30 protein-coding genes and 2 tRNA genes are annotated in these 25103 nt (G+C 68.5%); 6 read left to right on the plus strand and 26 right to left on the minus strand.

All coding sequences use genetic code 11. The features are described from left to right. Positions 1 to 29 precede the first annotated feature (29 nt). Positions 30 to 299, plus strand: coding sequence for a DUF8066 domain-containing protein (locus tag NL115_RS19435; protein ID WP_254830977.1), 270 nt, complete (start codon positions 30 to 32; stop codon positions 297 to 299). Positions 300 to 307: 8 nt separating this feature from the next. On the opposite strand, the gene NL115_RS19440 is transcribed toward NL115_RS19435, so the two are convergent. Further along, the gene (locus NL115_RS19440; RefSeq protein ID WP_254830978.1) at positions 308 to 1099 is read right to left on the minus strand and encodes an isopentenyl phosphate kinase; all 792 of its coding nucleotides are present in this window, start codon (positions 1097 to 1099) and stop codon (positions 308 to 310) included. Then, entirely contained in the window at positions 1096 to 2088 is a 993-nt protein-coding gene (gene mvk, locus NL115_RS19445; protein ID WP_254830979.1) for a mevalonate kinase, read from the minus strand. The genes NL115_RS19440 and mvk overlap by 4 nt, the downstream gene beginning before the upstream one ends. 109 nt (positions 2089 to 2197) lie before the next feature. Here mvk and NL115_RS19450 point away from each other — a divergent pair, with 109 nt between their 5' ends. Further along, positions 2198 to 2746 carry an NUDIX hydrolase gene (locus tag NL115_RS19450; RefSeq protein WP_254830980.1) on the plus strand — a complete coding sequence of 183 codons (549 nt, stop codon included), beginning with the start codon at positions 2198 to 2200 and terminating at the stop codon, positions 2744 to 2746. Between the two features lie 137 nt (positions 2747 to 2883). Here NL115_RS19450 and rpsB read toward each other — a convergent pair whose 3' ends face one another. The 16 genes from rpsB to NL115_RS19530 all read right to left on the minus strand — a co-directional run bounded on the left by rpsB (position 2884) and on the right by NL115_RS19530 (position 11758). Continuing rightward, entirely contained in the window at positions 2884 to 3666 is a 783-nt protein-coding gene (gene rpsB, locus NL115_RS19455) for a 30S ribosomal protein S2 (protein WP_254830981.1), read from the minus strand. Next, positions 3663 to 4862 carry a phosphopyruvate hydratase gene (eno, locus tag NL115_RS19460; protein ID WP_254830982.1) on the minus strand — a complete coding sequence of 400 codons (1200 nt, stop codon included), beginning with the start codon at positions 4860 to 4862 and terminating at the stop codon, positions 3663 to 3665. The genes rpsB and eno overlap by 4 nt, the downstream gene beginning before the upstream one ends. Next, positions 4859 to 5053, minus strand: a complete 195-nt coding sequence (locus NL115_RS19465; RefSeq protein ID WP_254833120.1) for a DNA-directed RNA polymerase subunit K — start codon at positions 5051 to 5053, stop codon at positions 4859 to 4861. Before NL115_RS19465 ends, eno begins: the two co-directional genes overlap by 4 nt. Next, positions 5053 to 5247 carry a DNA-directed RNA polymerase subunit N gene (locus NL115_RS19470; RefSeq protein WP_254822546.1) on the minus strand — a complete coding sequence of 65 codons (195 nt, stop codon included), beginning with the start codon at positions 5245 to 5247 and terminating at the stop codon, positions 5053 to 5055. The genes NL115_RS19465 and NL115_RS19470 overlap by 1 nt, the downstream gene beginning before the upstream one ends. A gap of 42 nt (positions 5248 to 5289) precedes the next feature. Continuing rightward, positions 5290 to 5688, minus strand: a complete 399-nt coding sequence (locus tag NL115_RS19475) for a 30S ribosomal protein S9 (RefSeq protein ID WP_254822547.1) — start codon at positions 5686 to 5688, stop codon at positions 5290 to 5292. Between the two features lie 5 nt (positions 5689 to 5693). Continuing rightward, positions 5694 to 6134, minus strand: coding sequence for a 50S ribosomal protein L13 (locus NL115_RS19480; protein WP_254830983.1), 441 nt, complete (start codon positions 6132 to 6134; stop codon positions 5694 to 5696). Beyond that, a complete protein-coding gene (locus NL115_RS19485) occupies positions 6131 to 6487 on the minus strand; it encodes a 50S ribosomal protein L18e (RefSeq protein WP_254830984.1) in 357 nt (118 codons plus the stop codon). Before NL115_RS19485 ends, NL115_RS19480 begins: the two co-directional genes overlap by 4 nt. Before the next feature lie 29 nt (positions 6488 to 6516). Then, positions 6517 to 6601, minus strand: a tRNA-Leu gene (locus NL115_RS19490). 227 nt (positions 6602 to 6828) lie between these two features. Beyond that, the gene (locus NL115_RS19495; RefSeq protein ID WP_254830985.1) at positions 6829 to 7590 is read right to left on the minus strand and encodes a DNA-directed RNA polymerase subunit D; all 762 of its coding nucleotides are present in this window, start codon (positions 7588 to 7590) and stop codon (positions 6829 to 6831) included. Between the two features lies 1 nt (position 7591). After that, a complete protein-coding gene (locus NL115_RS19500) occupies positions 7592 to 7990 on the minus strand; it encodes a 30S ribosomal protein S11 (RefSeq protein ID WP_254822551.1) in 399 nt (132 codons plus the stop codon). Further along, on the minus strand, positions 7987 to 8511 hold the full coding sequence (locus NL115_RS19505; RefSeq protein WP_254830986.1) for a 30S ribosomal protein S4: 525 nt from the start codon (positions 8509 to 8511) through the stop codon (positions 7987 to 7989). Before NL115_RS19505 ends, NL115_RS19500 begins: the two co-directional genes overlap by 4 nt. Next, the gene (locus NL115_RS19510) at positions 8511 to 9044 is read right to left on the minus strand and encodes a 30S ribosomal protein S13 (protein ID WP_254830987.1); all 534 of its coding nucleotides are present in this window, start codon (positions 9042 to 9044) and stop codon (positions 8511 to 8513) included. The genes NL115_RS19505 and NL115_RS19510 overlap by 1 nt, the downstream gene beginning before the upstream one ends. 21 nt (positions 9045 to 9065) lie before the next feature. Beyond that, positions 9066 to 9147: transfer RNA gene (locus NL115_RS19515), tRNA-Ser, on the minus strand. Positions 9148 to 9297: 150 nt separating this feature from the next. Then, positions 9298 to 10401, minus strand: a complete 1104-nt coding sequence (locus NL115_RS19520) for an HNH endonuclease (RefSeq protein WP_254830988.1) — start codon at positions 10399 to 10401, stop codon at positions 9298 to 9300. Positions 10402 to 10454: 53 nt separating this feature from the next. Continuing rightward, on the minus strand, positions 10455 to 10703 hold the full coding sequence (locus NL115_RS19525) for a DUF7976 family protein (RefSeq protein WP_254830989.1): 249 nt from the start codon (positions 10701 to 10703) through the stop codon (positions 10455 to 10457). Next, the gene (locus tag NL115_RS19530; RefSeq protein WP_254830990.1) at positions 10700 to 11758 is read right to left on the minus strand and encodes an Mrp/NBP35 family ATP-binding protein; all 1059 of its coding nucleotides are present in this window, start codon (positions 11756 to 11758) and stop codon (positions 10700 to 10702) included. The genes NL115_RS19525 and NL115_RS19530 overlap by 4 nt, the downstream gene beginning before the upstream one ends. 209 nt (positions 11759 to 11967) lie before the next feature. Here NL115_RS19530 and NL115_RS19535 point away from each other — a divergent pair, with 209 nt between their 5' ends. Both NL115_RS19535 and psmA read left to right on the plus strand, forming a co-directional pair. Next, a complete protein-coding gene (locus NL115_RS19535; protein ID WP_254830991.1) occupies positions 11968 to 12762 on the plus strand; it encodes an Ntn hydrolase family protein in 795 nt (264 codons plus the stop codon). Then, complete coding sequence (gene psmA / locus NL115_RS19540; protein WP_286668378.1) at positions 12759 to 13517, plus strand: archaeal proteasome endopeptidase complex subunit alpha; 759 nt, start codon at positions 12759 to 12761, stop codon at positions 13515 to 13517. The genes NL115_RS19535 and psmA overlap by 4 nt, the downstream gene beginning before the upstream one ends. Before the next feature lie 16 nt (positions 13518 to 13533). Here the strand turns inward: psmA and NL115_RS19545 are convergent, their stop codons facing one another. Further along, complete coding sequence (locus tag NL115_RS19545; protein WP_254830993.1) at positions 13534 to 14703, minus strand: DUF7351 domain-containing protein; 1170 nt, start codon at positions 14701 to 14703, stop codon at positions 13534 to 13536. A 131-nt stretch (positions 14704 to 14834) separates the two neighbouring features. On the opposite strand from NL115_RS19545, the gene moaA reads away from it, so the two are divergent. After that, on the plus strand, positions 14835 to 15830 hold the full coding sequence (moaA, locus tag NL115_RS19550; RefSeq protein ID WP_254830994.1) for a GTP 3',8-cyclase MoaA: 996 nt from the start codon (positions 14835 to 14837) through the stop codon (positions 15828 to 15830). Positions 15831 to 15833: 3 nt separating this feature from the next. On the opposite strand, the gene NL115_RS19555 is transcribed toward moaA, so the two are convergent. The 3 genes from NL115_RS19555 to NL115_RS19565 are packed head-to-tail and all read right to left on the minus strand — an operon-like array spanning position 15834 to position 19691. After that, positions 15834 to 16913, minus strand: coding sequence for a hypothetical protein (locus NL115_RS19555; protein WP_254830995.1), 1080 nt, complete (start codon positions 16911 to 16913; stop codon positions 15834 to 15836). Next, positions 16910 to 17566, minus strand: a complete 657-nt coding sequence (locus NL115_RS19560) for a CAP domain-containing protein (RefSeq protein ID WP_254830996.1) — start codon at positions 17564 to 17566, stop codon at positions 16910 to 16912. Before NL115_RS19560 ends, NL115_RS19555 begins: the two co-directional genes overlap by 4 nt. Positions 17567 to 17612: 46 nt before the next feature. Then, entirely contained in the window at positions 17613 to 19691 is a 2079-nt protein-coding gene (locus NL115_RS19565; RefSeq protein WP_254830997.1) for a PKD domain-containing protein, read from the minus strand. Between the two features lie 126 nt (positions 19692 to 19817). Here NL115_RS19565 and NL115_RS19570 point away from each other — a divergent pair, with 126 nt between their 5' ends. Further along, entirely contained in the window at positions 19818 to 21353 is a 1536-nt protein-coding gene (locus NL115_RS19570) for a sensor histidine kinase (RefSeq protein WP_254830998.1), read from the plus strand. A gap of 35 nt (positions 21354 to 21388) precedes the next feature. Here the strand turns inward: NL115_RS19570 and NL115_RS19575 are convergent, their stop codons facing one another. The 4 genes from NL115_RS19575 to NL115_RS19590 all read right to left on the minus strand — a co-directional run bounded on the left by NL115_RS19575 (position 21389) and on the right by NL115_RS19590 (position 25045). After that, the gene (locus tag NL115_RS19575; protein WP_254830999.1) at positions 21389 to 22000 is read right to left on the minus strand and encodes a response regulator; all 612 of its coding nucleotides are present in this window, start codon (positions 21998 to 22000) and stop codon (positions 21389 to 21391) included. 134 nt (positions 22001 to 22134) lie between these two features. Continuing rightward, positions 22135 to 22584 carry a DUF7960 family protein gene (locus tag NL115_RS19580; RefSeq protein WP_254831000.1) on the minus strand — a complete coding sequence of 150 codons (450 nt, stop codon included), beginning with the start codon at positions 22582 to 22584 and terminating at the stop codon, positions 22135 to 22137. A gap of 90 nt (positions 22585 to 22674) precedes the next feature. Beyond that, on the minus strand, positions 22675 to 23691 hold the full coding sequence (locus NL115_RS19585; protein WP_254831001.1) for a PLP-dependent cysteine synthase family protein: 1017 nt from the start codon (positions 23689 to 23691) through the stop codon (positions 22675 to 22677). Between the two features lie 73 nt (positions 23692 to 23764). Then, the gene (locus tag NL115_RS19590; protein ID WP_254831002.1) at positions 23765 to 25045 is read right to left on the minus strand and encodes a sensor histidine kinase; all 1281 of its coding nucleotides are present in this window, start codon (positions 25043 to 25045) and stop codon (positions 23765 to 23767) included. Positions 25046 to 25103: the final 58 nt, after the last annotated feature.

Genomic DNA, 25103 nt, shown 5'->3' on the forward strand with positions numbered 1-25103 from the left:
TTTCCGGGCCACGGACGACGGTCCCACCGATGTCAGGCTGGTCCCCACCGTCGATACCCCGACCGTGGCTCGTGGCCGCACTCGGTCTCTACGCGCTCGTGGTGGCGTACAGCGTGCTCATCGCCGGGCAGTTGCTGCTCGGTGTCGTCCCCGGACTGTTCCTCGTCGGCCTCTACCTCCTGTGGCGGCTCCTCGTCGCTGTCGAGGCCATCGCGGAGGCACAGCAGCGGCTGGCGGACCACCGGACCGAGAGGGGTGAGCAACTGGAAGCACCTGATGAGGCCGAGCGCAGACAGTGACCGCGGGCCTACTCCTCCCCGTACCTGAAGTACGAGGACGCGACGAGCGTTCCGGGAGACTCCCCCGCGAGGAAGGCGTCCAGCCCGTCGAGGTCGAAGACAGAGGCCGGGGCACCGAGATCGAGCAGCGTCCGGACCTTCGCGGCCATCCCGCCCGTCACGTCCGTCGCGTCGCTCCCGCCGAGCGCGTCCGCGACATCGTCGAACGCCTCGATGCGCTCGATGACTGCGCCGTCCGAATCCAGGACCCCCGGCACGTCCGAGCAGAGACCGACACGGTCGGCGTCGAGACCGTCCGCGAGTTCGGTCACGAGTTCGTCGCCCGAGACGACGGTGACGCCCTGGCCGGCTGTCGCGACTACGTCACCGTGGAGGACCGGCACGAACCCCTCCGCGAGGAGGGCGGCCACGGCGTCGGCCGGCTGCTGGAACTCGCCGCCGACCCGGTAGCCGGTCGAGAGCGGCGCCACCTGCACCGCGGGGACCCTGGCGTCGGCCAGCGCACCGACGACCGCGCGGTTGAGGTCGCGCATCGCACCGTGGATGTCACGGACGGCACCGTCGTCGTGGGTACCGGCGCTGGTGGTGACGCCGTAACGCTCGGCGTTCGGGTGGCCGAACGAGCCGCCACCGTGGACGACGACGAGCTCGGCCGGCTCGGGCGTGGTCTCGTCACCCCGGTCGCGCCCGTGGACCGCGCCGACCGCGTCCGCGGCCCGTTCGAGCCGTTCCGTATCGACCTGCTCGACGGCCTCCTTGTCGGTGACGACGCTCCCGCCGAGTTTGAGAACGGCGGTCACGACTCCCTCCGGACGCCGTCGGTGTCGAGTTCGGCCCGGAACGCCTCCTCGCAGCCGGGCGTGTAGTCGAGCGCGGTCTTCGCGCCCTCGCTGTCGTCGAGCACGACGATGCAGCCACCGCCGCCGGCGCCGGTGAGCTTCGCGCCGTAGGCGCCCGCCTCGCGGGCGGCCCACACCATCGAGTCCAGCGAGCGCGCGGAGACGCCCAGCGCCGACAGGAGGCCGTGGTTGAAGTTCATCAACTGCCCGAGTTCGTCGAGCGGCGTGTCCTCGCCCTGGAGCAGGGTCTCGCCCTCCCAGACGAGGTCGCCGATGGCCTCGACCGTATCGGCGGCGAACGGGTGTCGGTCCCGGAGTTCGCGGACGCCCGCGACCAGTTCGCCCGTGTCGCCCGCGCCGCCGTCGTAGCCGACGACGAACGGGAGGTTGCCCACCTCGTCGAGTTGCCGGCGGTCGTCACCCTGCACCCGGACGGCCCCACCCATCGTCGAGCAGAACGTGTCTGCCCGGGATGCCTGGCCGTCCTGCACGTCGTGTTCGACCCGGAAGGCGCGGTCGGCGAGCGCCTCGCGGCCGAGCTCGGTCCCGAGTTCGCGCGCCGCCGCGTCGATGGCGGCCACGACCACCGCCGCCGAGGAACCCAGGCCGGCACCCAGCGGGATGTCCGACTCGACGCTGATGTCCAGTCCCGCGTCGGGTGCCTCGGCCGCGTCGCGGGCCTGCTCGACGGCGCCGTCGAGGTAGCCCATCGCGGCCTCGACGAGGTTGTTCGGCACGTTCAGCTCCGGCGCGTCGCTCTCGCCGCCCCACGCGACGGTGAAGCCGTCGAGCGTGAGGTCGTCGGCGTTCACCCGGACGCGGTCGTCGTCGCGGCGCTCGACCGTGACTCGCGCCCGGCGCTCGATAGCACATGGGACCGCAGGCTCGCCGTAGACGACGGCGTGCTCCCCGAACAGGTACACCTTCCCGGGGGCCGAGGAGACTGTCATACCCCCGCGTCGGGTGGGTGGGCACTTGACTCTGACCACACGAGCGGCGGTTGCCGGCCACGCCCTCCGAGCCGACACGCCCTTGCCGTCGCCGGTCCTCGACCGAGATGTGTACCGCTCGGGCGCCGCCGACCGACTCCGCCGCCACGTCGCCGCCCTCGTGAGCGACCTGGCAGCCGAACACGGGGAGCTGGACGTGGTCCGCCGGGGCTGGGAGTGCGACGCCTCGTCCTACGACGCGCTCGCGGAGACGTTCGAGGCGTTCGACGTGGTCGGTGGTGCCACCGCCCGTGTCCGCGACGCCGAGGGGCGCCTCCTGCTGGTCCGTCACGCCGACGGGTGGGCCGACCCCGGCGACGCCCGCCGCCCCGGCGAGGACTACCGCGAGTGCGCTCGCCGGGCCGTCGCGTCGGCGACCGGCATCGAGGTCCACCTGGACGACCTCGCCGCGATTCACGTCCACGTCGCCCGCGACCCGTTCGACCGGCCACCGCTGCCGGACCCGGCGCTCGTCTTCGAGGCCACACCCGAGCGCGGCGGCAGTCCCGACCCGACCCCCGGCGACAGCGTGACGGAGGTCGGCTGGTTCGCCCCCGACGACCTGCCCGACGACCTGCTGTACGGGGACCTGCGGCCGACGGCGCCGGACGTGCAGTGAGTTCCAGCCCAGATAAGACATATATTCGGACAGTCTGCCGATAGTATTCGAATTTCTCGCCGAAAGTCCCAGATTATCGCCCTGTCCGGCACTGTCGCTGGCCGGTCGATGGCTGGAGAACGAAAGTCGTCGCGCGATTACAGTTCGGTCTCGAAGTCCTCGAGGGCGTAGGTCGGCTCGGCGCCGCGGTTGTCGAGCGTCTCGTTGGCCAGCAGCCAGTAGACGACCGACAGGGCCTTGCGCCCCTTGTTGTTGGACGGGACGACCAGGTCCACGTTGGACGTGGTGTTGTTGGAGTCGCACATCGCCACGACCGGGATACCGACCGTGATGGCCTCCTTGACGGCCTGGCTGTCACCGATGGGGTCGGTGACGACCACGACGTCCGGCTCGATGTAGCCGTCGTACTTCGGGTTCGTCAGCGTGCCCGGGATGAACCGGCCGGTCCGGGCGCGGGCGCCGACGGCCTCGGCGAACTTCTCGGCCGGGAACCGGCCGTACTGTCGCGAGGACGCGACCAGAATCTGCTCGGGGGCGTAGTTCGAGAGGAACGACGCCGCCGTGCGGATGCGCTGGTCGGTCTGGGAGACGTCCAGCACGTACAGGCCGTCCGTGCGGACGCGATGGATGAACCGCTCCATCGATTTGGTCTTCTGCTGGGTGCCGATGTGGACCCCGTTCTGGAGGTACTCCTCGACCGGGATGAGGAGGTCGGCCTCCTCGTCGGGCATGACGTCCTCGTCGAGGACGGGCGTCTCCTCGGCCTCCTCGGCCTCAGCCTCGTCCTCGCCTGTCTCCTCGGCCGCCTCCTCGGCGGCGGGCGGTGCTTCTTCGTCGTCGACCTCGGCGACCTCGGCCGGCGTGTCCTCCTCGGACTCGGCGTCGGCGTCGGCCTCCAGGCCTTCCTCGTTGTCGCTCATGCGGATTCCTCGATTCTGATGAGTTCGTTCAGCTTGGCGGTTCGCTCGCCACCGACCGCGCCCGTCTTGATGAACGGGGCCGCGGTCGCGACGGCGAGGTGTGCGATGGTCGTGTCCTCGGTCTCTCCGGAGCGGTGCGAGACGACAGCGTCGTAGCCCGCGCGATGGGCCGTCTCGACGGCGTCGAACGCGTCCGAGAGCGTGCCGATCTGGTTGGGCTTGACGAGGATGCTGTTGGCGGCACCCTGGTCGATGCCCTCCTGCAGGCGCGCGACGTTCGTGACGAACAGGTCGTCACCACAGACCAGACAGTCCTCGACCCGCTCGGTCAGGTCGGCGAAGCCAGCGTAGTCGTCCTCGTCCAGCGGGTCCTCCACGTAGACGAGGTCGTAGTCGTCGGCCAGGTCGGCGATGTAGTCGCGCTGCTCCGCGGGGGTGCGCTCGCGCTCGCCGTACCGGTAGACGCCGGCGTCGTTGTCGTACAGCTCGGCGCCGGCGACGTCCAGACCCATGCGGATCTCGAAGCCGACGGCCTCCTCGACCTGTGCGATGGCCTCGTCGACGATCTCGAACGCGGTCGCGTCGTCGATGCTGGGTGCCCAGGCGCCCTCGTCACCCTTGGCGGCCGGGACGTCCCGGTCGTCGAGGATGTCGGCGACGGCGGCGTGGACCTCGGCGTTCGCGAACACGGCGTCCGCGACCGAGGGTGCGCCGACCGGCGCGGCGAGGAACTCCTGGATGTGCGTGGCGTCGGCGGCGTGCTCGCCGCCGCCCACGACGTTGCCCAGCGGCGTCGGGAACTCGTTGCCGCGGAAGGCGCCACCGAGGTGCTGGTACAGCGGGGCGCCGAGCACGTCCGCGGCGGCCTTCGCCGCGGCCATCGAGATGGCGACGGCGGAGTTGGCGCCGATCTCGGAGAAGTCCTCGGTGCCGTCGGCCGCGCGGAGTGCGGCGTCGACCGACCGCTGGTCGCCGGCGTACACCTGCCCCTCGATACGCGGGACCGCCAGTTCGCGGGCGGCGGCGATGGCCTCGCCCGCCGGCCGCTCGACGGCCTCGTACTCGCCGGTCGACGCCCCGGAGGGCGCCGCGGCGCGGCCGTGACCGCCGGACTCCGTTCGGACCTCGGCCTCGACCGTGGGCGAGCCACGGGAGTCGAGGATGCGACGGAGTCGCACCTCGGTGACGAGCGTCATGTCTCCTCGGCCCCCGGCTTGTCGCCCCGGCGGACGGTGAACGGGAGGACGCCCGCGTCGTACTCCTCGGCGGCGATGAGGATGGGCTCGGTCTGTTCCGTGTCGATGAGCACGGGCGCCCCGAAGGACACCTGCAGCGCTCGTGCGCCGATGATGCGTGCTTTCTCGTAGCGATTGCTGGGCCCCGCCATCATTGATAGGGTGCCACCACGTCGACCAGGTCCTTGTGCGAGACGAGCATCCGGCGACAGCAGTGTCGCTCGACGCCGAGTTCGTCGAGCACCTGTTCGGGGTCGTCGTCTCCCTCGCGGGTGCGGGACTTGAACTCCTCCCAGTGCTCGCCGACGACCTTGCCGCACGTGAAGCAGCGGACGGGTACCATCATTGGTGTATCACCTTGTGTGTTGGATTCTGGGGTGTGCGGCTGTTAGCGGTACGACTTCTGGTAGCGGGCCCGTGCGCCGGGGCCGCCCCACTTCTTGGGCTCGGACTGGCGCACGTCGTTGACCAGTAGCGAGCGGTCGAAGCTCATGTACGCCTCGCGCAGCTCGGCGTCGTTGGTGTGCTGGACCAGCCCGCGGGCGATTGCGGTCCGGGCGGCGTCGGCCTGCCCGGAGAACCCGCCACCCTGCACGGTGACGTCGATGTCGACGCCCTCGCGGAGTTCGTCCTCGGCGATGCGGAACGGCTCCGTCATCTTGAGGCGGGCGAGTTCCGGCTCGACCAGCTCGACCGGCTGGGAGTTGATACGTACCTTGCCGCTCCCGTCCGTGACGGTGGCGCGGGCGACGGCGGTCTTCTTCTTGCCTGAGGTGTTCGTGACCATACTGGTTACCAGGTGACGTTGGCGCCGAGTTCCTCACTGATGTCGCCCAGCGAGGTGAAGCGGATGTTCGACAGCCGGTCCAGCGAGGTGCCCTCGATGACCTCGGCCTCCTCGTCGTCGTAGGGGTCGCCGACGTAGACCCGGACGCGCTCGAACGCCTCGCGCCCGCGGGTCGTCTTGTACGGGACCATGCCACGGACGGCGCGCTTGAAGATGCCGTCCGGCCGCTTCGGGTAGTACGGCCCACGGTCGGAGCCGACCTCTCGGCGGCTGCGGTACTTCTCCATCGTCGACTCCTCGCGGCCGGTGATGACCGCGTCCTCGGCGTTGACGATGGCGACGCGCTCGCCGTCGAGCGCGCGTTCTGCGACCTCGCTGGCGACGCGACCCAGGATGCAGTCCCGTGCGTCGACGACGATATCGGCGTCGTACTCGGCGTAGCTCATCGGATCACCCGGACGTCGGAGCCCTCGTGGTTGCGGTCCAGTGCCTCTTCCAGTGTGATGGCCTCGCCAGCTGCGTCGATCTTCGTCTCGGCGGTGCCGGAGAAGTTCACGGCCGCCACCGTGACGTCCGTGCGGAGCGCGCCGGAGCCGAGCACCTTGCCCGGCACGACGATCGTCTCGTCGGGCTGGGCGTAGCGGTCGATGCGGCCCAGGTTGACCTCCGCGTGGGTGCGGCGCGGCTTCTCCAGCCGCTCCGCGATGTCGCCCCACACGTCGCCGCCGCCGTTGCGGGCGGCAGATTTGAGGTCGGCGATGAGGCTGGCGAGCCTCGGATTCGTCTTGTTACTGCTCATTGTTGTGCAAGTTCCGCAGAAGGGTGGAGTGCAGGGAGCAGGATTTGAACCTGCGGACCCCTACGGGACAGCGCCCTGAACGCTGCGCCGTTGGCCAGACTTGGCTATCCCTGCGCGCATCCACCCGTTCGGTGTATCCCTTCAAACCGCTTTCGGTCCCGTGGTCGGGGTCGGCACGGGTCACGACATCCAGCGTCCGCTCGTCGGCCCATGTACCCGTCGACGGCGTGGCCGCCGCGGGTGTCGGGCCCCATGCGAGCGCGTCGGTGCCGGCGAGGCCGGCGTGGAGTCGTGGGGTCACGGTTGTCGGGTTCATGTTGGTGTGTGTTCGGTTCGTCCGGTTACAGCTGGACGGCCTGTTCGAGTTCGTCCGCGCGGTCGGCGATGGTGTCGACGGCGTTCAGGACGAGGTCCTCGACCGAGAGCGAGCCGTCGCTCTCGATGCTGAACACGAACGCGTTCGGCACGTCGTGGACCTCGACCTCCTTGCCCGGGTAGCGCTTCGAGAGGTCGTGGTCGAACTCCTCGGTCGGCACGAGCTCGCCGTCATCCTCGATGACGCCACGCAGGACGTTCGGTTCGTCCGCCTCGAACTCCTCGGCGTCGCCGACGACCTCCACGGTCTGGAGGTGTCGGTAGCCGACGGCCACGCCACCCTGGTGCTTGGCGTGGGCCTTTCCGCGGTCCATCACGGCCTCGGCCTCGACCTCGAGGCGCTGGGGCGAATCCGCCCCCTCGGGGTACTTGAGGTCGATGATGGGGATGTTCTCGTCGGCGGGCTGGACCTGGTCGTCGGCCGACACGAGGTCGCCCGAGTACGCGGTGTCGGGGCCCTCGACGTCGAGCGCGAGCGTGACCGTGTCGCCCTCCCGGTAGTCGTCGGGCGTCGTCAGCGGGACGAGCCCGAGGCGGAGCGAGATCTGCTCGTCGAACATCACCGACGAGTTCTCGATGACACGGACGGTGTCGATGCTCAGGGTCGGCACGTCGGCCACGATGGCACGCCTGATGCCGTTGGCGAAGGCCGGCGTGATATTGCGGACGACGAACCGGGCGTCGCGTTCGTCCCGGTCGATGAACTCCACCTCGTAGTCCTCGCTCATGTCAGAACCCGCTGTTCTTGGGTGCCCGCGTCCCGTCGTGCGGGATGGGAGTCACGTCCTCGATGCGACCGATCTCGAGACCGGCGCGTGCGAGCGCCCGGATGGTCGCCTGTGCGCCCGGGCCGGGGCTCTTCTGCAGGTTGCCACCGGGGCCACGCACCTTGACGTGCAGGCCCTCCAGGCCGGCGGCCTGGACCTCCTCGGCGACGACCTCGGCCATCTGCATCGCGGCGTACGGCGAGGCCTCGTCGCGGTTCTGCTTCACCACGGTCCCGCCGGAGGACTTGGCGATGGTCTCGGCGCCGGTCAGGTCCGTCACGGTGATGACGGTGTTGTTGAACGACGCGTAGACGTGGGCGACACCCCACCGGTCCTGTGGTACGTCTTCTTCTGAGCTCATTCCTGCTCACCTGCTCGTTCCGGGTGAAGGTCGTCGGCCAGCGGGCTGTTCTCGTCGAAGTCGATGTGGTCCTCCTCGGCCACCTCGACGGTGTAGCCCGGTCGCGTGACGCGGGCGCCGCGCACGGTGACGTGCCCGTGGACGATGAACTGTCGTGCCTGGTCGGCGGTGTTGCCCAGGCCCTGGCGGTAGGCCACGGTCTGGAGGCGCCGTTCGAGGACGTCGGTGACGTCCAGTGCCAGCACGTCGCCCAGGCCGTCGTCGTCGCCGAGGACGCCGATACGGCGGAGTCGGGCGAGGAACTGGTCGCGGGCGCGCTCTGCGGCCGCGTCGGCCTCCGTCTGCCCTAGCAGCGAGCGGGCCTCGCGACGGAACGAGCGAAGCGTCGACTGGGTCCGCCACAGCTCCTCCTTGTTCTTCAGCCCGTAGCGGTCCAGCAGGCTCGCCTCCTCGTCGATACGCTCGCCCTGGTACGGGTGGTTGGGCGTCTCGTAGAACTTGGTGTTGCTACCGAGTGCCATTATTCCTCGTCACCTGCGGCGGCCTCCTCGGCCTGCTCTTCCTTGATCGCCTCGACGTTGACGCCGATGGTGCCCTCCGTCCGGCCGGTGGACTTCGTGCGCTGTCCACGGACCTTCTGGCCGCGCTCGTGTCGGACGCCCTTGTACGAGTCGATCATCTTCATGCGGTTGATGTCCTGACGACGCGTCATCTCGAGCTCGTTGCCGATCTGGTGCGTCGTCTCACCGCTGAAGTAGTCGTTCCGATGGTTGTTCATCCAGTCGGGCACCTCGTCGGCGTAGCCTTCGACCAGCTCGACGACGCTGTCGATGACATCGTCGTCGAGCTTGCCGAAGACGGCGCGCCGGTCGACGCCTGCCTTCTCAGCGATGAGGCGGGCGGCCCGGTGCCCGATGCCGTTCATCTCGGTCAGCGACCGCTCGACGGACTTCGTGCCGTCGAGGTCGGTCTGTCCAATGCGGACGAAGTAACGGATGTCCTCCTCTTCCTCGGACTCCGTGTCCTCCGCCGCGTCTGGGTCTTCTGCACTCATGTCTTGTTGTGGTGTGGCTAGCGCGGCGGCGGGGATTCGAACCCCGGAGGCTTGCGCCACAGAGTTAGCAACCCTGCGCCTTAGACCACTCGGCCACCGCCGCTCAGCCGTTGTGTGTGTTAATTTCGCCCCGGTCGAGCCGGAACTCGCGGGTGCCAGACACCCGCTACAGTGTTTGCGTCTCCTCGTACCGGGCAGGTGCATAAAAACGTAGTGATGCTGCCCGCGTGTGCGAGGGCGTCTCTCGGGACAGTCACGGCTGTAGTCGGCGGTATCGCTCCCGGGAGTCAATGGCCCACTTGTAGGCGAACCCCGGTGGGGCTGGACCCAGCCAGTCGAGTAGTTCCTGGTGTTCCACCTTCGGGAAGCGCAGGCCATACGGCTCCACAGTGGGGTGAAACCCGTGACTTTCGAACAGTGAGCGTACCCGCACTGGGGCGTGGTCGACGTAATCGGCACAGTAGAGTCGGAGGCTGACACCGTCCCCCCACGAGAGTGATCCATCAGAGACGTACCATACCATAGCTGCCACAGGAGTAAGAGTGTAGGTCTCCGGAACGATCGTCCGGCCGTTGCGGTACCAGTCGTGGTATCGGTCGAGCCAGGGGAGCGACCGTGTCCGGATGGAGTGGACGGCACATCGGTGATCGGTTGCCTTCCGGTTGAGTCTAGCACCAGTCGAGATACCGCCGAACTGTCGGTCGAGCCAGGCGACGAACCTGGAGTTCGTCATCCTGACCTGGAGGTAGCCGGGGCGTTGAGAACCAGGAAAACGTACATGTCCATCACCGAGAACTAGCCCATCAACCAGCTTCCGAATAGACGGAGACGGGGTCGGAGGGTCGCACTCCGTCCGGTTCCAGTGCGTCCCGACCGAGAGGAACCGTTCCTCGCAGTCCGGACAGACCGTGGTCGCGCGTCGGGTCGTCGGCTCGTGTGAGTCTCCAGAGCGCTCCGGTGAGTGGATGCGTCCGTGCTCGGAGGGACCGACCAGCGCGAGGTTCTCCGGACGGTTATCCCAGTGAACGCCGTTGCGGTGGTGAACCTCGCAATCTCGAATGCTGCTCAGCCCGTACTCCGCGACGGCGAGTAGTCGGTGGTGACGGACGCAGTGGTCGTCGTGCCAGACGAGTTCGTACCCCTGGTTGGTCGAACCCGGGGAGGTGACCGTCAACGGCCGCGGGAGCCGTTCCGATTTCTGGGTACGTCGCTCGATGTCGTGTTTCTCCATCCAGTTGAGAACGGTCACGTCCGAGCAGCCCAGACGGTCGGCAATGCCGTCGAGCGACAGTCCCTCGCCCCAGTAGAGCCGTTCGAGCGTCGCGGCATCACGCCAGGGGGCGTCGGCCTCGGACACACGGGCGAGTGCTGCGCGACCGGATATGAATCTACGCCCCGCCGAGCAGACTCCTAGTCCCGGTCCCGCTCCAGCGTCCCCCGCTCGCTCACCTGCAGGATGGTCCGCATGTTCCGGTAGATGGCCTCGGGGTCGGTCTCCTCGTCGGGGTCGTAGAGGTCCGACACCCGGAACAGGACGGCCGCGACCCGCTCGGACTCGTCGCTGTCGCCCCGAACCTCGCGGGCCACGTCGCGGAGCATGGCCGCACGCTCGGGGTCGTCGCTGGGCTGCTCGGGACTCCCGGAACCGTCGTCGCTCACTGCTCCGGGGCGCCGGCCTGCTGCTGGTGTCGCCGCCGGTGGACGATGCCCTGCATGTCGGCGGTCGTGCGGACGAAGTCACGGAACGACTCGCCCGTGTCGCTGTCGTCGTCGAGGACGACCGGTTTCCCCGCGTCGCCGCCCTCGCGGACGGACGTATCGAGCGGGATGCTCCCGAGGAACGGCATGTCGTTCTCCTCGGCGAAGCGCTCGCCGCCGCCCGAGCCGAAGATGTCGTGCGTGCTGCCACAGTCGGGGCAGTGGAACCCGGCCATGTTCTCGACGATGCCGAGGACGGGGGTGTCGTGCTTGCCGAACATCCGGAGCCCCTTGCGGGCGTCGTCGAGCGCGACCTCCTGGGGGGTCGTGACGATGACCGCCCCCGACACCGGAACCGACTGGAGCATCGTCAGCTGGGTGTCACCCGTGCCGGGCGGCAGGTCGACTACCATGTAGTCCAGCGCGCCCCACTCCACGTCCTCCCACAGCTGGGTGATGACCTTGTGGACCATCGGCCCCCGCCAGATGACGGGGTCGTCCTCGCCCAGCAGGAAGTCCATCGACATCAGCTTCATGCCGAACTTCTCGGGGGGGACCATCGTCTCGTCCTGTGTCGCCTTCGGTGCCTCGCCGGCGTCCAGCATCCGTGGGACGTTCGGGCCGTACACGTCGGCGTCGAACAGCCCGACACGGGCTCCGCGGTCGGCGAGGCCGGCTGCGAGGTTGACGGCCACCGTCGACTTGCCGACGCCACCCTTGCCGGAGGCGACGGCGATGATGTTCTTGACGCCCGGGAGAATCTGGTCCTCGGCCGCGACGCCGCGGTCGACGTTCGCGGACAGTTCGACCGACAGCCCGAACCCCGAGAGCGCTGTCCGGACGTCCTCGGCGATGCCGGTCTCGGTCGGCGAGTACGGGGCCCCGAGCGCCAGGTCCACATCGATGGCGTCCCCGACGGTCACGTCGTTGACGAGTCCGAGCGAGACGATATCCTCCCCGAGGTCGGGGTCCTCCACGGAGCGCAGCGCATCGAGAACCTCGTTCCGGTCTACCATTACCGGCGATAGGCCCCGTGCGGGCGATAAGGATTGTGACGCCGACCGGACAGGGGCGACCGGCACTGGGGAGACAGTATCCCACGGGAAGCACAGACAAAGGTCGAGAGACAGATGTTCGGATGGAATGTGCTGAGTTACTGACCAACCCGCAGCTAAATGAAATTTTAGCGAGAAGATATCCCTCCCTCGGCCTTCCCCTCGGGTGCATGAACCCCAACGACCGCCCGAGCCTCGACCTGGACGGGTCGCTCGACCCGCTCGGCGTAGCGCCGGGCACGAACGCGGCCGGCAGCAGCGGTGGCGGCATCCCCGCAGCTGGCGGGAGCGACACCCCCGCGGCCAGCGGCGAGAACGCGGTGGAGTACAGCACCGGGACGACGACGGTCGGCCTCGTTGCCCACGACGGCGTGGTCCTCGCGACGGACCGACGAGCGTCGCTGGGCGGCCGCTTCGTCTCCAACAAGAACGTCGTGAAGGTCGAGCAGGTCCACCCGACCGCGGCCGTCACCATCGCCGGCTCCGTCGGCGCGGCACAGGCGTACCTGAAGCAGCTCCGTGCCGAGGCCGACCTCTACGAGAACCGGCGCGGGCGCCGGATGAGCATGGAGGCGCTCTCCACGGTCGGGAGCGCCATCCTCCGCGGGCTCCCGGTGAGTCCGCTCCTCGGCGGCGTCGACCCGGCACGCGACGCTGAAGCCGACGCCGAACCTCGCCTCTACCAGCTCGACGGCGCGGGCGGCCGCATCGAGGAGTCGGCGTTCGCGGCGACCGGCAGCGGGATGACGGTCGCGACGGGTGCCCTCGAACGCGAGTACGACCCCGAGGGCGATGTCGAGTCGGCCGTCCCCACGGCCGTCGACGCCGTGCTGGCGGCCAGCGAGCGGGATACGGCCTCCGGGAACGGGGTCGTCGTCGCGCGCGTGACCGCCGACGGCGTGGAGACGGAGCTACGTGACGCGACCGGTGCTCTCATGAACGGGGCGGCCGGAGGTGTCCGATAATGCAGAACAGCCAACAGCAGGCGTACGACCGCGGTATCACCATCTTCTCGCCGGACGGCCGGCTCTACCAGGTGGAGTACGCCCGCGAGGCGGTGAAGCGCGGCACGGCGGCGGTCGGCATCCGAACGCCCGAGGGCGTCGTCCTCGCGGCGGACGGCCGGCTCCGCTCGGAACTGCAGGTCGCCGAGAGCGTCGAGAAGATCCACAAGGCCGACGACCACCTCGGTGTCGCGACCGCCGGCCACGCGGCCGACGCGCGCCGGCTCGTCGACATGGCCCGCCGGCGTGCACAGGTCGAGAAGCTCCGCTACGGCGAGGCCGTCGACACGGAGACGCTCACGAAGGCCATCACGGACAACATCCAGGAGTTCACCCAGACCGGCGGGGCGCGCCCGTTCGGCTGTGCGCTCCTCATCGCCGGCGTCGACGACGGCGGCGAGCCCCGCCTGTTCGAGACGGACCCGTCCGGCACGCCGTACGAGTGGAAGGCGGTCGCCGTCGGCGGCAACCAGCGCGAGGCACAGGACCGTCTCGAGGAGGGCTACGACGACCTGCAGACGGTCGACGACGGCCTCCGACTGGCGTTCGAGGCCCTCGCCGCCACGGCCGACGGCGACCTCACGCCCGAGGGGATGAGCGCCGCGACCATCGACGCCGAGACGGCCACCTTCGAGGCGCTCGAGCGTAGCGAAATCGGCGACCACCTGGACGAGCACGGCCTGCTCGACGAGGAGAACGGCAGCGAAGAGGAGTAACGGCCCGACGGGGAGCTCACGCGGTCGCCGAATCCGGCTCGCCGACGGCGGGCTGGTCGGCCCCCGCGTCCGTATCTTCTGTCTCGCCGCCCGCGCTCTCGACCGACTGGTCCGCCCCAGCACCGGCGCCCGGAACGTCGGCGCCGGAGCGGCGGCCGTCGCCGTCGTCGTCCGGCGTGACGCGGTCCGTGTAGACCACCGAGAGGTCACGGCCGACGAAGCAGGCGAGTTCACCATCCCCGACCTGCGCGGTTACGCGGACTGCGAGCGGGTCCGTCGAGACGACGCACTCGCGCCACTCCGGGCCGACGTTCCACAGTGGTCGCTCCGAGAGGTCGATACCGGCGGCGTGGAAGGCCGCGACGACGGCTGGCTCGTCCAGCACCGTCAGCGTCACTGGACAGCGGAGCCGATAGCCACACGCGTCGCAGGTCATGCGCGCGTGGGCGACGGGCTCCCCGTCGTGGTCGTCGGAACGGTCGTGTGTGTCGCCACCGTCGGCGCCGGGACCGTCCCCGCGGTGGTCGTGCCGGGCCAGTTCGGCGGCTGTCTCGACGACCCCTCCGCACTCCGGGCAGGTCCCGTCACGCATCGTCGCGATTCGGCCCCGATAGTAGCTGTCCACGGCGGCCGGGAGGGAGCCGTCGTCGTGAGCCCGATAGCCGGCCGGCGGGAACGGCAGCGCGAGGACCTCGCGCTCGCACGCCCCACAGGCGACCGTGAGGACCGTGTCGTCGCCGGCAGCCACCAGGTCCGTCTCGGCACAGAACGGACAGGGGGCCTCGAGGTCGACCGGGTCCCGGTCGGCGCTCTCGGTCAGCGTGCCGGCCGCGATGGCCCGGGCGACCCGGCGACCGGCGGCCGTCAGGCGGTAACCCGCCTCGTCGTCGGCGGTGTCGGCCGCCGTCGGTTCGGTCTTCCGGAGGTACGTCTCGGGGAGCTCTCGCAGGTGGTAGGCGAACCCGGCGGTAGTCTCCTCGTCGCTGGCCTCGAACAGTGCCGAGAACGAGCACGTCACCGGGCGTCCCGCGTCGCGCTCGGCCTCGAACAGCGTCCGGACGATACCCATCCGCGTCTCGCCGCCGAGTGCGGCGAAGGCGTCGCTCGGAGCCACGACGGGGCCGGTTGCGGCCGACCGCTCCCCATCGTCACCGGTTCCGGCTTCGTCCGAAACGGCGTCACTCATTGCCACGGATTGGGCGGCGAGTCGGTTAAGCAGCGTGGCACCCGCAACCCCCACCTCGATGTGACCGAATCCGGTTACGTATTGTCGAATCGTGGCCACACGATTAAGCGTCGTCGGGCGAACGGTCAGGTATGCTGGTCGACGGGCACGGGCGCGAGCTGACGGGGGTCCGGGTATCACTGACGGACCGCTGTAACTTCGACTGCGTCTACTGCCACAACGAGGGCCTGGGGGACACGCGAGGACCGATGGAACCGGCCGACGGTGAGATGAGCACCGACGACGTGGTTCGGTTCCTTGAGGTCGCGGCGGAGTTCGACGTGGACAGCGTGAAGTTCACTGGCGGCGAGCCGATGCTCCGCGAGGACCTGGAAGAGATCGTCCGACGCGCGCCGGACGAGATGGAGACCTCTCTTACAACGAACGGGACCTTCCTACCCGGTCGTTCCGAGGCACTCCACGAGGCCGGGCTCGACCGCGTCAACGTCTCGCAGGACGCACTCGACCCAACTGCCTTCCAGGAGGTCACCCAGAGCACCCAGTACGACGCGGTGCTGGAGGGTGTGCAAGCGGCCGTCGATGCCGGACTCACGCCGGTGAAGCTCAACATGGTCGTCTTCGAGCAGACCGCGGGCTACGTCCCCGAGATGGTCGACCACGTCGCCGAGAACGAGGGACTCCAGCTCCAGCTCATCGAGTACATGCCCGAACTGGCCGGGCGCCCGGAGTGGGCGGTCGACATCGACCGCGTCCACGACTGGCTGGCGGACCAGGCCGACCACATCGAACACCGCGAGATGCACGACCGCCGTCGCTACTGGGTCAGTCCCGACGACTCGGAAGCGACCGAGACGGGGATGGTCGAGATTGTCGACCCCGTCGGCAACGAGGCGTTCTGTGCCAACTGCCACCGCGTCCGCGTCACGCATCAGGGCTTCCTGAAGGGCTGTCTCAACCGCAACGACGACCTCAAGCCGATGGGCGAGATGACGAAACCCGAAATCCGCGAAGCCCTCCGCGAGACCGTCGACGAGCGCGTCCCCTACTACGGCGAGTACATGGTCCGCGACGACGACGGCGAGTGGGTCGTCAACGAGGAATACCTCGACGACTACGTGAAGGCGTAGCGCTCAGAGATCGATTCCACACTCGGCTTCCGTCGCCTCCAGCGCGTCCTTTGCCGCCCGATACCGCTCGCGACCCGTCTCCGCCTGCCCCTCACGGTACGCTCGCGCTGCCGACTGGTAGTGCTCTCCAGCGGTGTGCAGTCCGTCACAGAGACAGCGGTCCTGCTCGAACACGTCCCGGAAGTGCCGAACGTCCCGCTCGAACGCGGTGGCGGTGAACCGACGCCCGTTCTCCGCCGCAGTCACGGCGTTGGTCGCGAACTCCTCGGCCTGTGCGTACTCGCCGCGCTCGATAGCCGGGGCCGTCGCACTCGTGAGCCCGTACGCCCGTAGCATCGAGCGCGTGCCCGCGAACGCCGGTTCGAACTCCCGACCGATGGACTGGAACACGCGCTGTCGCTTCCGGGCCGACCGGAGGTCGAACCCTTCGACGCCGAGCGCATCGGCTCGCGGTTCGACACGGTCCAGTAGCTCCCCGGCGGTCCGCGCCCGCTCCTGTAGTGCCTGCATGTCTCCGATAGCCGCCGACGCAGCATCCAGTTTCAATTCGGCCGGGAACGCCCGGTTCGCCTGATAGAACGACGAGAACCCGTCGACGATACGGTCGTGTTCGACGGCCCGCGTATCGAGGTACTCACAGAGGAACAGCAACCCGTTCACGCTCCGTCCGCGGTCACCGGTCGCCCGGTCGGAGACGAAGTCGAGGCGCTCGCGCGCCTCCCGAACCGGCGACCGCGGGTCCTTCGCCGCGGCGTACTCGGCGAACGCGTCCTCCGTCACGAGCGCGACCCGCCCGTCCGCGACGACCGCAGCCGACTCGAGTCGAGCGATCGCCGTCTCGATGTCTCCTCGGGCCGCTGCGAGCGCCTCCGCGACGGGGTCGGGCGTCTCGGTCGGCTCGTCGGTCGGAGTCTCGGTGGGTGTCGCTGTGTCCTCGGCAGTGGGCGTGGGCGTCGTGAAGGTGACCGACGGAGTCCCGCCGTCGCGGGTGGGCGTACTCTCCCGTTCGGATGCACCACACCCGCCGAGCAGGGTCGCGCTGCCCGCCAGTGCGGTCAGCAGCGAGCGCCGACTGCGCGTCACGGGCGCTCACCCCCGTAGTAGCAGTCCTCCGAGGGGGTTCCCGTGGCAGCGTCCTCGGCGTCGGCCGGGTCGTGCGTGCAGAACAGGTTGGTGACGTAGATATCGTTGTCTCGGGTGATGTAGCAGCCCACACCGGCGACTTCGACCGGTTCGCTCCACATTGCTCGCCGATGTGGTGGCGATTCTTCCCACCAAGCTACCGCTTCTCTACCTATGGGAAGTATATCATGGTTATACTCCGAATAATATCGATAAATTCGGAATATATTCTCTGAAAAGGAATGCTGGCACCCGTACCGAAATCCGCGAATCCTATCCCCGGGGCCCCTACCTGACGTATCCTCGTGGGCCAAGTACCCGTTCCTCGCCATATTCCGGCTATGCAGTCGAGAGATGTAGGCCAGCACTTCGTCCCACTCAACGGGCTCGATTCCCTGTGACCGACGCGATTCGTTCACCCGCTCGAAGACGGCTCGCTCGAACGGTTCGATACGGTCGTACTCGTCGCTGGCGACGGCATCGAACCGGGGCATCGGACAGGGGGTGGGTTGTTCGGTAGTATCGTCACCGATACCGAAGCGCTCGGTACAACCGCTGGCGAGTCCGAACGCTACGCTCGCTCCGGACGCACGGAGGAGTGCCCGCCGTTTCATACGATTTCACCCGGTTGAGGTACTGGCTGTGCGAATCGGTGTAGAATCATATGATGCCACCCCAGCTATCGCTGCCGTCGATGGTCGGTTCGTCGGACGAGTCGGATGAGCCGGACGAGTCGGATGAGCCGGACGAGTCGGATGAGCCGGACGAGTCGGATGAGCCGGACGGGTCAGATGAGCCGGACGAATCCGAACCGATGCCGTCGGATTCGTCCGCGGAGGTGTCGACGATACCGTCGAGTGCAGGGACGGTGCCTCCTCCGGAGGAGCCAGAATCGTCGTCCGCGGCGGACTCCGAACTGTCAGCAGACGAGGCTTCGGTCTCCGGGTCCCGGCTCTCGGTGTCGCTGCCACCGCTGCCCGAATCAGATTCCGCATCGTCGCTCCCGAGTAAGCTCCCGACACTCTCAACTGCGTCTCCAACTGGATCAGTGATATCCGACACGGTATCGGCGATTCCGGGGTCGTTGTCGATTACGGTCTGGTCAGTGTTGGAAGACAGCTCGGGCGAGGGCGACTCACCCGATTGGCTGGCCTGGGAGCGTTCGGACGACGAGTCGACGGCTGCAGCGGGGTCACTATCAGTCCGATTCTCTCCGGTGAACCGGTCCGGATTTCCGGTGTTATCTTTCCCGAGGCGAACGACGACCTTGACCCTGCCACGCTCCGTCTCCACTCGGTCCTCGACACGGGCGTTGCGCAGCCGTTCGTGTTCGTTGATCCGAGGACCATTCGCCCCTGCGACGACTTCGTCGTCAGGGGTCGTGCGGATGTTCTGACCTAATCGACTGGCATTCTCAGCGGACATGTAGAAGACGAGCGTCTCCTCGTTCCCAGTCGCGTGCTCGGCGGCCCCCTCGCCGACACGACCGAGACCCGCGCCGACGTCAGCAAGTTTCTCGACCGGACCCGAGTCCGGTACGTTCCCGCGTGCCCGCATGACCGAGGAGATTCTGCTACCTTCCACCAGGTTGTCATCGGCAGCTCTGATGAGGAGTTTGTCTGTGGCGTTGTTCCCACCGCCAGTACGGCCACCGAGAGGTTCACACACCCGCTTCTCTCGAACCGCCACGGTATGCTGGGTACGCGCCGTCTGAGCCTGCGTGTCCTGCGCGGAGAACCCGACGACGTACTGTCCGGGATGCTGTGGGACGAACGTCGGGTCGCCGTGCCATGTCGTCTCGACGACCTCGTCGTGTTGCTCGGAGGCGATAGCGTACCCCTCGAGTTCGACCGGTTCGCCGACACAGGTCGCGACTGGGCCCTCGATACGGACCTCCGGCGGAGCGTTGTCCGTGACGACGTGGACGACGACGGCATCCGAGGAGGTGTGCCCCTCGCCGTCGTCGACGGTGGCTGCGATGCGGACAGTCGACCCCGGTGGCTCCGTGAAGAGGTGGGTCGCCGAGTACCCGGAGCCGAGGCCACCAGACCAGGAGATATCGGCGATACCCTCCGGAGGGTCGCTGACGGTCGCAGTGTAGGTATGGACGCTTCCCTGCCGGACGTAGAGTGCCCCGGAGACCTCGACCGTGGCCGGTGGGTCTCCCTCCAGACAGTCGGACTGGCCGTCTGAGGTCGCTCCTTCCGGACAGACGCCCGTGCCCGCCGCGCCACTGCCGTCGGAATCAGCCGGGTCGACCGAGAGCGGCGCGTCCGGGGTGGCCGGGTCGACGACGCCGTCGGAAGCCGGCTCTGCAGAGTCCGTGAGTCCGGGCGTCGTGTCCGAAGCCGCCGGGGACGACGGGGATGTGGCAGCTGGGTCCACGTCGACGTACAGCGTGTCCGATGCCGTCTGTCCCTCGTCGTCGGTGACGGTGACGGTCACCTCGTACCGACCAGTCCGTTGGGCGACGAACGATGTCCGGGGCGCATCCGCGTCGCGAGGCTGGACCGTCCGGCCGTCCGGCGTCTCGATGGTCCACCGGTACGAGCGGATGGTTCCATCGGCGTCGCGAGAGCCGGCAGCGTCGAGCAGGACCGTCGCGTTCCGTTCGACCTGCTGGTCGAGGCCGGCGTCGGCAAGCGGCGGTTCACCCCCTGCAGCGACACCACCTCCACCCAGCAGAAGGACCGTGAGGAGCAACAGGTACGCAACCTCCCGAAGGTGTGTTGATTTCATCGAAGGTCTGCGCGATTTTACTGACGGCACCTCTTATAAGATTTCACACTCTGGCGCGCGAGTACAACGTCGGACAGTGACCACTAGGGTTTAGACGGCGTGGTCCAGAGTGAGACGTAACGCGAGATGGGGACGGGGATCGTACTGCTTCCGGCGACCGCCGCGATGGACGACGTGGCGGCGGCGCTGGACGTGTCAGCAGCGCGCTACGAGGGCGTCCACGACGCGAGGGCCCGACTTCGGGCCGGAGGCGTCATCTGCGTCGTGGTCGATACGGGGGCTGACAGCGGAGCGGCAGACGGGAGGGTCCGGCGGTTCCGCCGGGAATCGAGCGCGGCAGTGGTGCTGGCCGTCGACCCCGACGGCGGTGCCGCGGCGATCGGCGCCGACGCGGCAGCCGTCGTCGACCGGACCGCGCCAGCAGCAACCGCCCGGAGGCTCGAAGAGATTCGCTCCGACGAACTGTTCGACCGCTCGGCACGCCGGAGCGCCGGAGCGGAGACACTCCTGCGAGCGGCGGCCGAGACCATCCGGAGCGGCGACGAGGACGACATCGAGCCGCTGGCGGACGACATCGTCACGTCGATCGGTGGAACCCGTCCGTACCCAGTGGTCTGGGCCGGCCAGCACGATGCCGAACGGCAGGTGGTTCGACCGCTGGCCGCCGTGGGAACGCCGAGGAACCATCTCCGGGCTGTTCCAGTCGGAGGCAGGGCCGGCAGCGACGGCGGCATCGGGGACGAAACCGACGGGGAGGGGGCCACGTGGGCGACGAGGAACGCAGTGACCGCTGACGGCGGTGCAGCGGTGTTCACCGTGCCGCTCGATGGGAGCGACCGTTCGTCCACCGACGGTGGCGGAACCCATCTGGTGGCGTTACGGGTTCCCACCAGCCCGGTGGTGGTGCTCCATCTCGTCGCCGAGCGGCACGGGGGCATCCCGGTAGTGGAGCGGCAAGCGCTCACGACCCTCGGGTCGGCACTGGCGGCCGCCGTGGCAGACGGCGCGGCCGGCGGAGGAAACGAGGACCGACTCCGGCTGCTGGCCGACGTACTGGCCCACGAGTTGAGCAACCAGCTCGGTGCCGCGAGCCTGCAGCTCGACCTCGCGCAGGAACACGGTGACGACGAACATTTCGACCATGTCGCCCGAGCGCTCGACCGACTGGAGGGGCTCACCGCGGAGACCCGAGCGCTGGCCCGGCCCGAGCCCGACCGCGAATGGACCGACCTCGGGACGGTGGTCGACTCGGCGTGGGCGGCGATATCGACATCGAACGCGACGCTGCAGGTAACGGACGCCACACTGAACGTCGACACCCCGCTCGTTCGCCTGGCGGCCATCAACCTCCTGCGGAACGCGGTGGAGCACGGGCGGGCGGACACCGGAGCCGGCGACGAGGACGACGACGCCCCGGGTCTCCGGGTCGAGGTCGGCCCCGTCGGCGACGACGAGGGGTTCTACGTGGCCGATAACGGCCACGGTATCCCGGAGGCCGAGCGCGACCGGGTACTGGAGTGGGGGTACTCGAGTGGCGACAGCACGGGCGTCGGACTCGGCCTGGTCCGTGTCGTGGCGGAGCGACACGGCTGGGAGGTCGCGGTCGAAGAGAGCGAGGCAGGAGGGACACGTGTGGCGCTGGGGCCCGAAGAATCGCTGTGACATCGGGGAGCGCTCTCCTATCGCGGCGTGACCACTCAGTCACCGCCCGCGCACGGCTCCCGGCCAGTCCGCTCTTCGGTGACGATATCGTCGACGGCGACGGCGTATCCCTCGGTCGTCCGGAGTTCGTCCAGCGTGTCGTCCAGGTGGGAGCGGAGTACCTGCCGCCGGTCAAGGAGCCGCTGGTATGCCTCGTTCCCGTCGAGTTCCTGTGGGTCGTGGTCGGCCTCTATCAGCGCGACACGGCGCGCGACGGAGTAGAACTCCCGTAGCCCCGCGTCGTAGGCCTGCCGCGCGACGAGTTTCTCCACGACATCGAACAGTGAGGCCTCGTCGACGGGTTTCCTGATGTAGTCGTCGAACCCCATCTCGGCGATGTCGAACGAGGGCTCGACCCCCGTGAGCATGGCGACCCGACAGTCGTATCCCTCCGAACGGAGGCGCTCCAGCACCTCGTCACCGGAAAGATCCGGCATCCGACGGTCGAGAAGGGCGACATCGACCGTCTCGTCCAGCCGTTCGAGTGCCTCACGCCCCCCGTAGGCCCGTCGGATTCGGTACTGTCGCTCCAGCCGGGAGGCCTGGCCGTCGACGATGGCGGGCTCGTCGTCTGCAATCAGGACGGTCGGGGGTTCACCATCGGACATGGGCGGAAGGCTCCTGTGAGAACCACCTGCACGGCGACTGGATAGTTCTTCCGTCAGACAAATGTAATATATATTGAAGTTAGACAATAATAGCCGCTTCAGCCCGGGGACGTGGCCGATATTATTTCACGGCATCAGGCGGTCGGCTGGTGGCCGAGTTCGTCGAGTGCCCACTGGACCACCCGGGCCTCGACGAGGTCACGTTCGGAGTGGAGCGCATCCGGGTCGTCGTACTCGTCGACGACCCGCTCGGCGTCGGCCAGCATCTCCTGCTCCAGCGGGGTCTGGTCCGGCTCGTCACGGACGTCGTTCAGTAGCGCCTCGAAGTCCTCCCGGAGGACGAAGTCGGCCCGGGCGGCGTTGCATCGAGGGAGCGGCGTCATCCCCGCATCCAGCACCACGTCATGGACCGTCGTCCAGTCGGACTCACAGAAATGCAGCGAGACATCCCCCTCGATGTCACGCCAGGCGATGGGACCCGAGTTGTCCAGCAGCTGGACCGCCCGCGGCGGGATATCCATCCGGACCGCCGTCTCCTCGCGGCCACAGAGACAGCACGGCTGCTGGGTCTTCCCCGTGTACATACGTAGACGAAGGAGCGTCGGGCGCAAAGGTCCCGCGCTCCCGGCGGGGACCACCCGTTCCGGAATCGACATCCGCCACCGGGACGCGGCTCAGTCCTCGTGGTCGAACAGGCCCGTCGACATGTAGCGCTCGCCCGAGTCCCAGAACACCGTCACGACGAGCGGGCAGTCGTCCGGGATGCTCGCACCGCCGGCGGTGCCGCCGATGGGCGACGGGTCGTCTTCCAGCACCCGGGTCTCATTGTCCGGTTCGGGGCACTCGCCACCGGCCGCCGGGTCCATGTCGACGAGGGCTCGAGCCCGTCGCTTCGCGGCCAGGTTCGACGCCGCCGAGGACTGGCCCACGAGAATGCCCTCCTCGCGGGCGAGACGCCGGACCTCGGCCTCGGCTGCCTCGATGCTAACCGTCTCGACGCCGTCGAGCAGGTCCGTATCGAGGTTCGGGCTGACGAAGCCAGGGCCCATCCCCTGGAAGTCGTCGTCGCTGGGCTCGTCACCCGTCAGAACGGCGTTCTCGGCCGGCTCGACGCCGAGGATATCCATCTCCGGGAACTCCTCGCGAAGCCGCCGGCCGATACCAGTGATGGTACCGCCCGTCCCGATGCCGGCGACCAGTGCGTCGATCTCGGCGTCGCCGACCTGCTCCAGTATCTCCGGGCCGGTCGTCCGGTAGTGTGCCTCGGGGTTGGCGGGGTTCTCGAACTGACGCAGCTGGACCGCCCCCTCCTCCGCTTCGATCTCGTCGGCGCGCTCTTTCGCCGCGGAGATGTCCCCATCGACGAGTTCGAGATCTGCACCGTAGGCCTGCATGATATTGCGCCGCTCGGGCGATTTCGAGCCGGGCATCACGAGCGTCGCGTCGTACCCCTTCGCGGCCGCGACCAGCGCGATGCCGATACCCGTGTTCCCGGAGGTCGGCTCGACGATACGGTCGCCGGGTTCGAGCTCCCCGTCTCGCTCTGCGGCCTCGACCATCGCCACGGCCGGGCGGTCCTTCGCGCTCCCGCCGGGGTTCTTCGATTCCACCTTGGCGGCGATGACGCTCCCCGGTGGCGACCGGACCTGTACCAGCGGCGAGCCGAGCGTATCGAGGATTCCGCGCTTCATGATGATGCGCCGGTTCGGGACCGGGAGGTTTGAACCCGACGGAGGCTGACGCGGGAGGCGATGGTCCGTCCCGTCACTCGGTGCGCTGGAACTCGAAGACGAACGCCGCGCCACCCAGGTCGGCGTCCTCGATGCGTAGGCCACCGCCGTACTGCTCCATCATCCGGTCGACGAAGAAGAGACCGAAGCCGCCATCACCGCTGGACTCGCCGCGGTGGAACACCTCCGACTTCCGGTCGTCGTCGATTCCCGGCCCGTCGTCGGCGATGCGGACCGTCACCGTCTCCTCGTCCTCGGTGACGGTTATCTCGACGGTCGGGGCGGTCCCACCGTGGTGGACGACGGCGTTGGTGAGCACGTTTCCGAGCACGTCCGGGAGGACCTGATTGGCGAGGACGGACGGCCCGTCACCGTCGTCGAGGCCGTCGACTCGGAGGTCCACGTCGAACGAGTTCCGGACGGTCGTCGCCTGTTCCTCGATGGCAGCCCCGAGGTCCGTGGTCTGCAGGTCCGGGTCCTCGTCGGTGATGGTCTCGATGACCGCACCCGTCCGCTCGACCTCGCGCTCTATCTCCTCTGCCTGCGCGACGATGGTATCGAGGAACTCCCCGGCCCGGTCGTCGATATCGTCGGTCGCCGCGCCCTCGAGGTCGTCACCGAGGAACTCCGCCCGCGACTCGATGACCATGATACTATTCTTGATATCGTGGCGGAGGACGCGGTTGATGAGCCGGAGGTCGTCCCTGGTCTTGCGGGCCTCCGCGAGCAGGCGCTCGGTCTCGGCCTGTGCCTCCTCGAGCTGTTTCCGGTTCTCCTCGGCGTCAGCGCGGGCACGCTCGGCACGGTTCTGTGCCTGCTCGGCCTCGGCACGCGCGAACTCGGCGACGCGAGCGTCCCGGCGGGCCTTGGCGTAGAGGCCCCCCACGAGGCTTCCCGCGATGCCTCCACCACCGGTGGACGCGAGCAGCACGAACGGCGCCTCCGAGACGGGACGCCCCTCGGCAACCCGGATGAGCATGGTCAGGATGATGATGCCGGCGAAGACGGCGCCACCGCCGAGCGTGCTCTGGGCGACCAGCCAGCGTTCGTCCTGGTCGAGCCCGGACCGTGCCAGCCTGGTGCCGGCGTACAGCAGCCCGCTCGCCAGCACGAGGCCGAGAAGCGCCGCAGCCAGCGGCGGCAGGTCGGCCGAGACCGTCCGCTGCTCACGCAGGAAGTTCCACGCTGTCACGGTCAGTATCCCGAGCCCGAAGGCGACGACCGTCAGCGACGGGGTCCGCGCCTGAACCGACCCGACGGGCCCCTCCGGGTCGACATCGTCGGGCGACGTGTTCGTCTCGACGCGGGTACCCATTCGGTCCAGACCACTGCCCGACACCACTTCAGACCTGCGGCCGCCCGTGGACCGGGGA

It is taken from the genome of Haloglomus salinum, from assembly GCF_024298825.1.
Classification (GTDB): domain Archaea; phylum Halobacteriota; class Halobacteria; order Halobacteriales; family Haloarculaceae; genus Haloglomus; species Haloglomus salinum.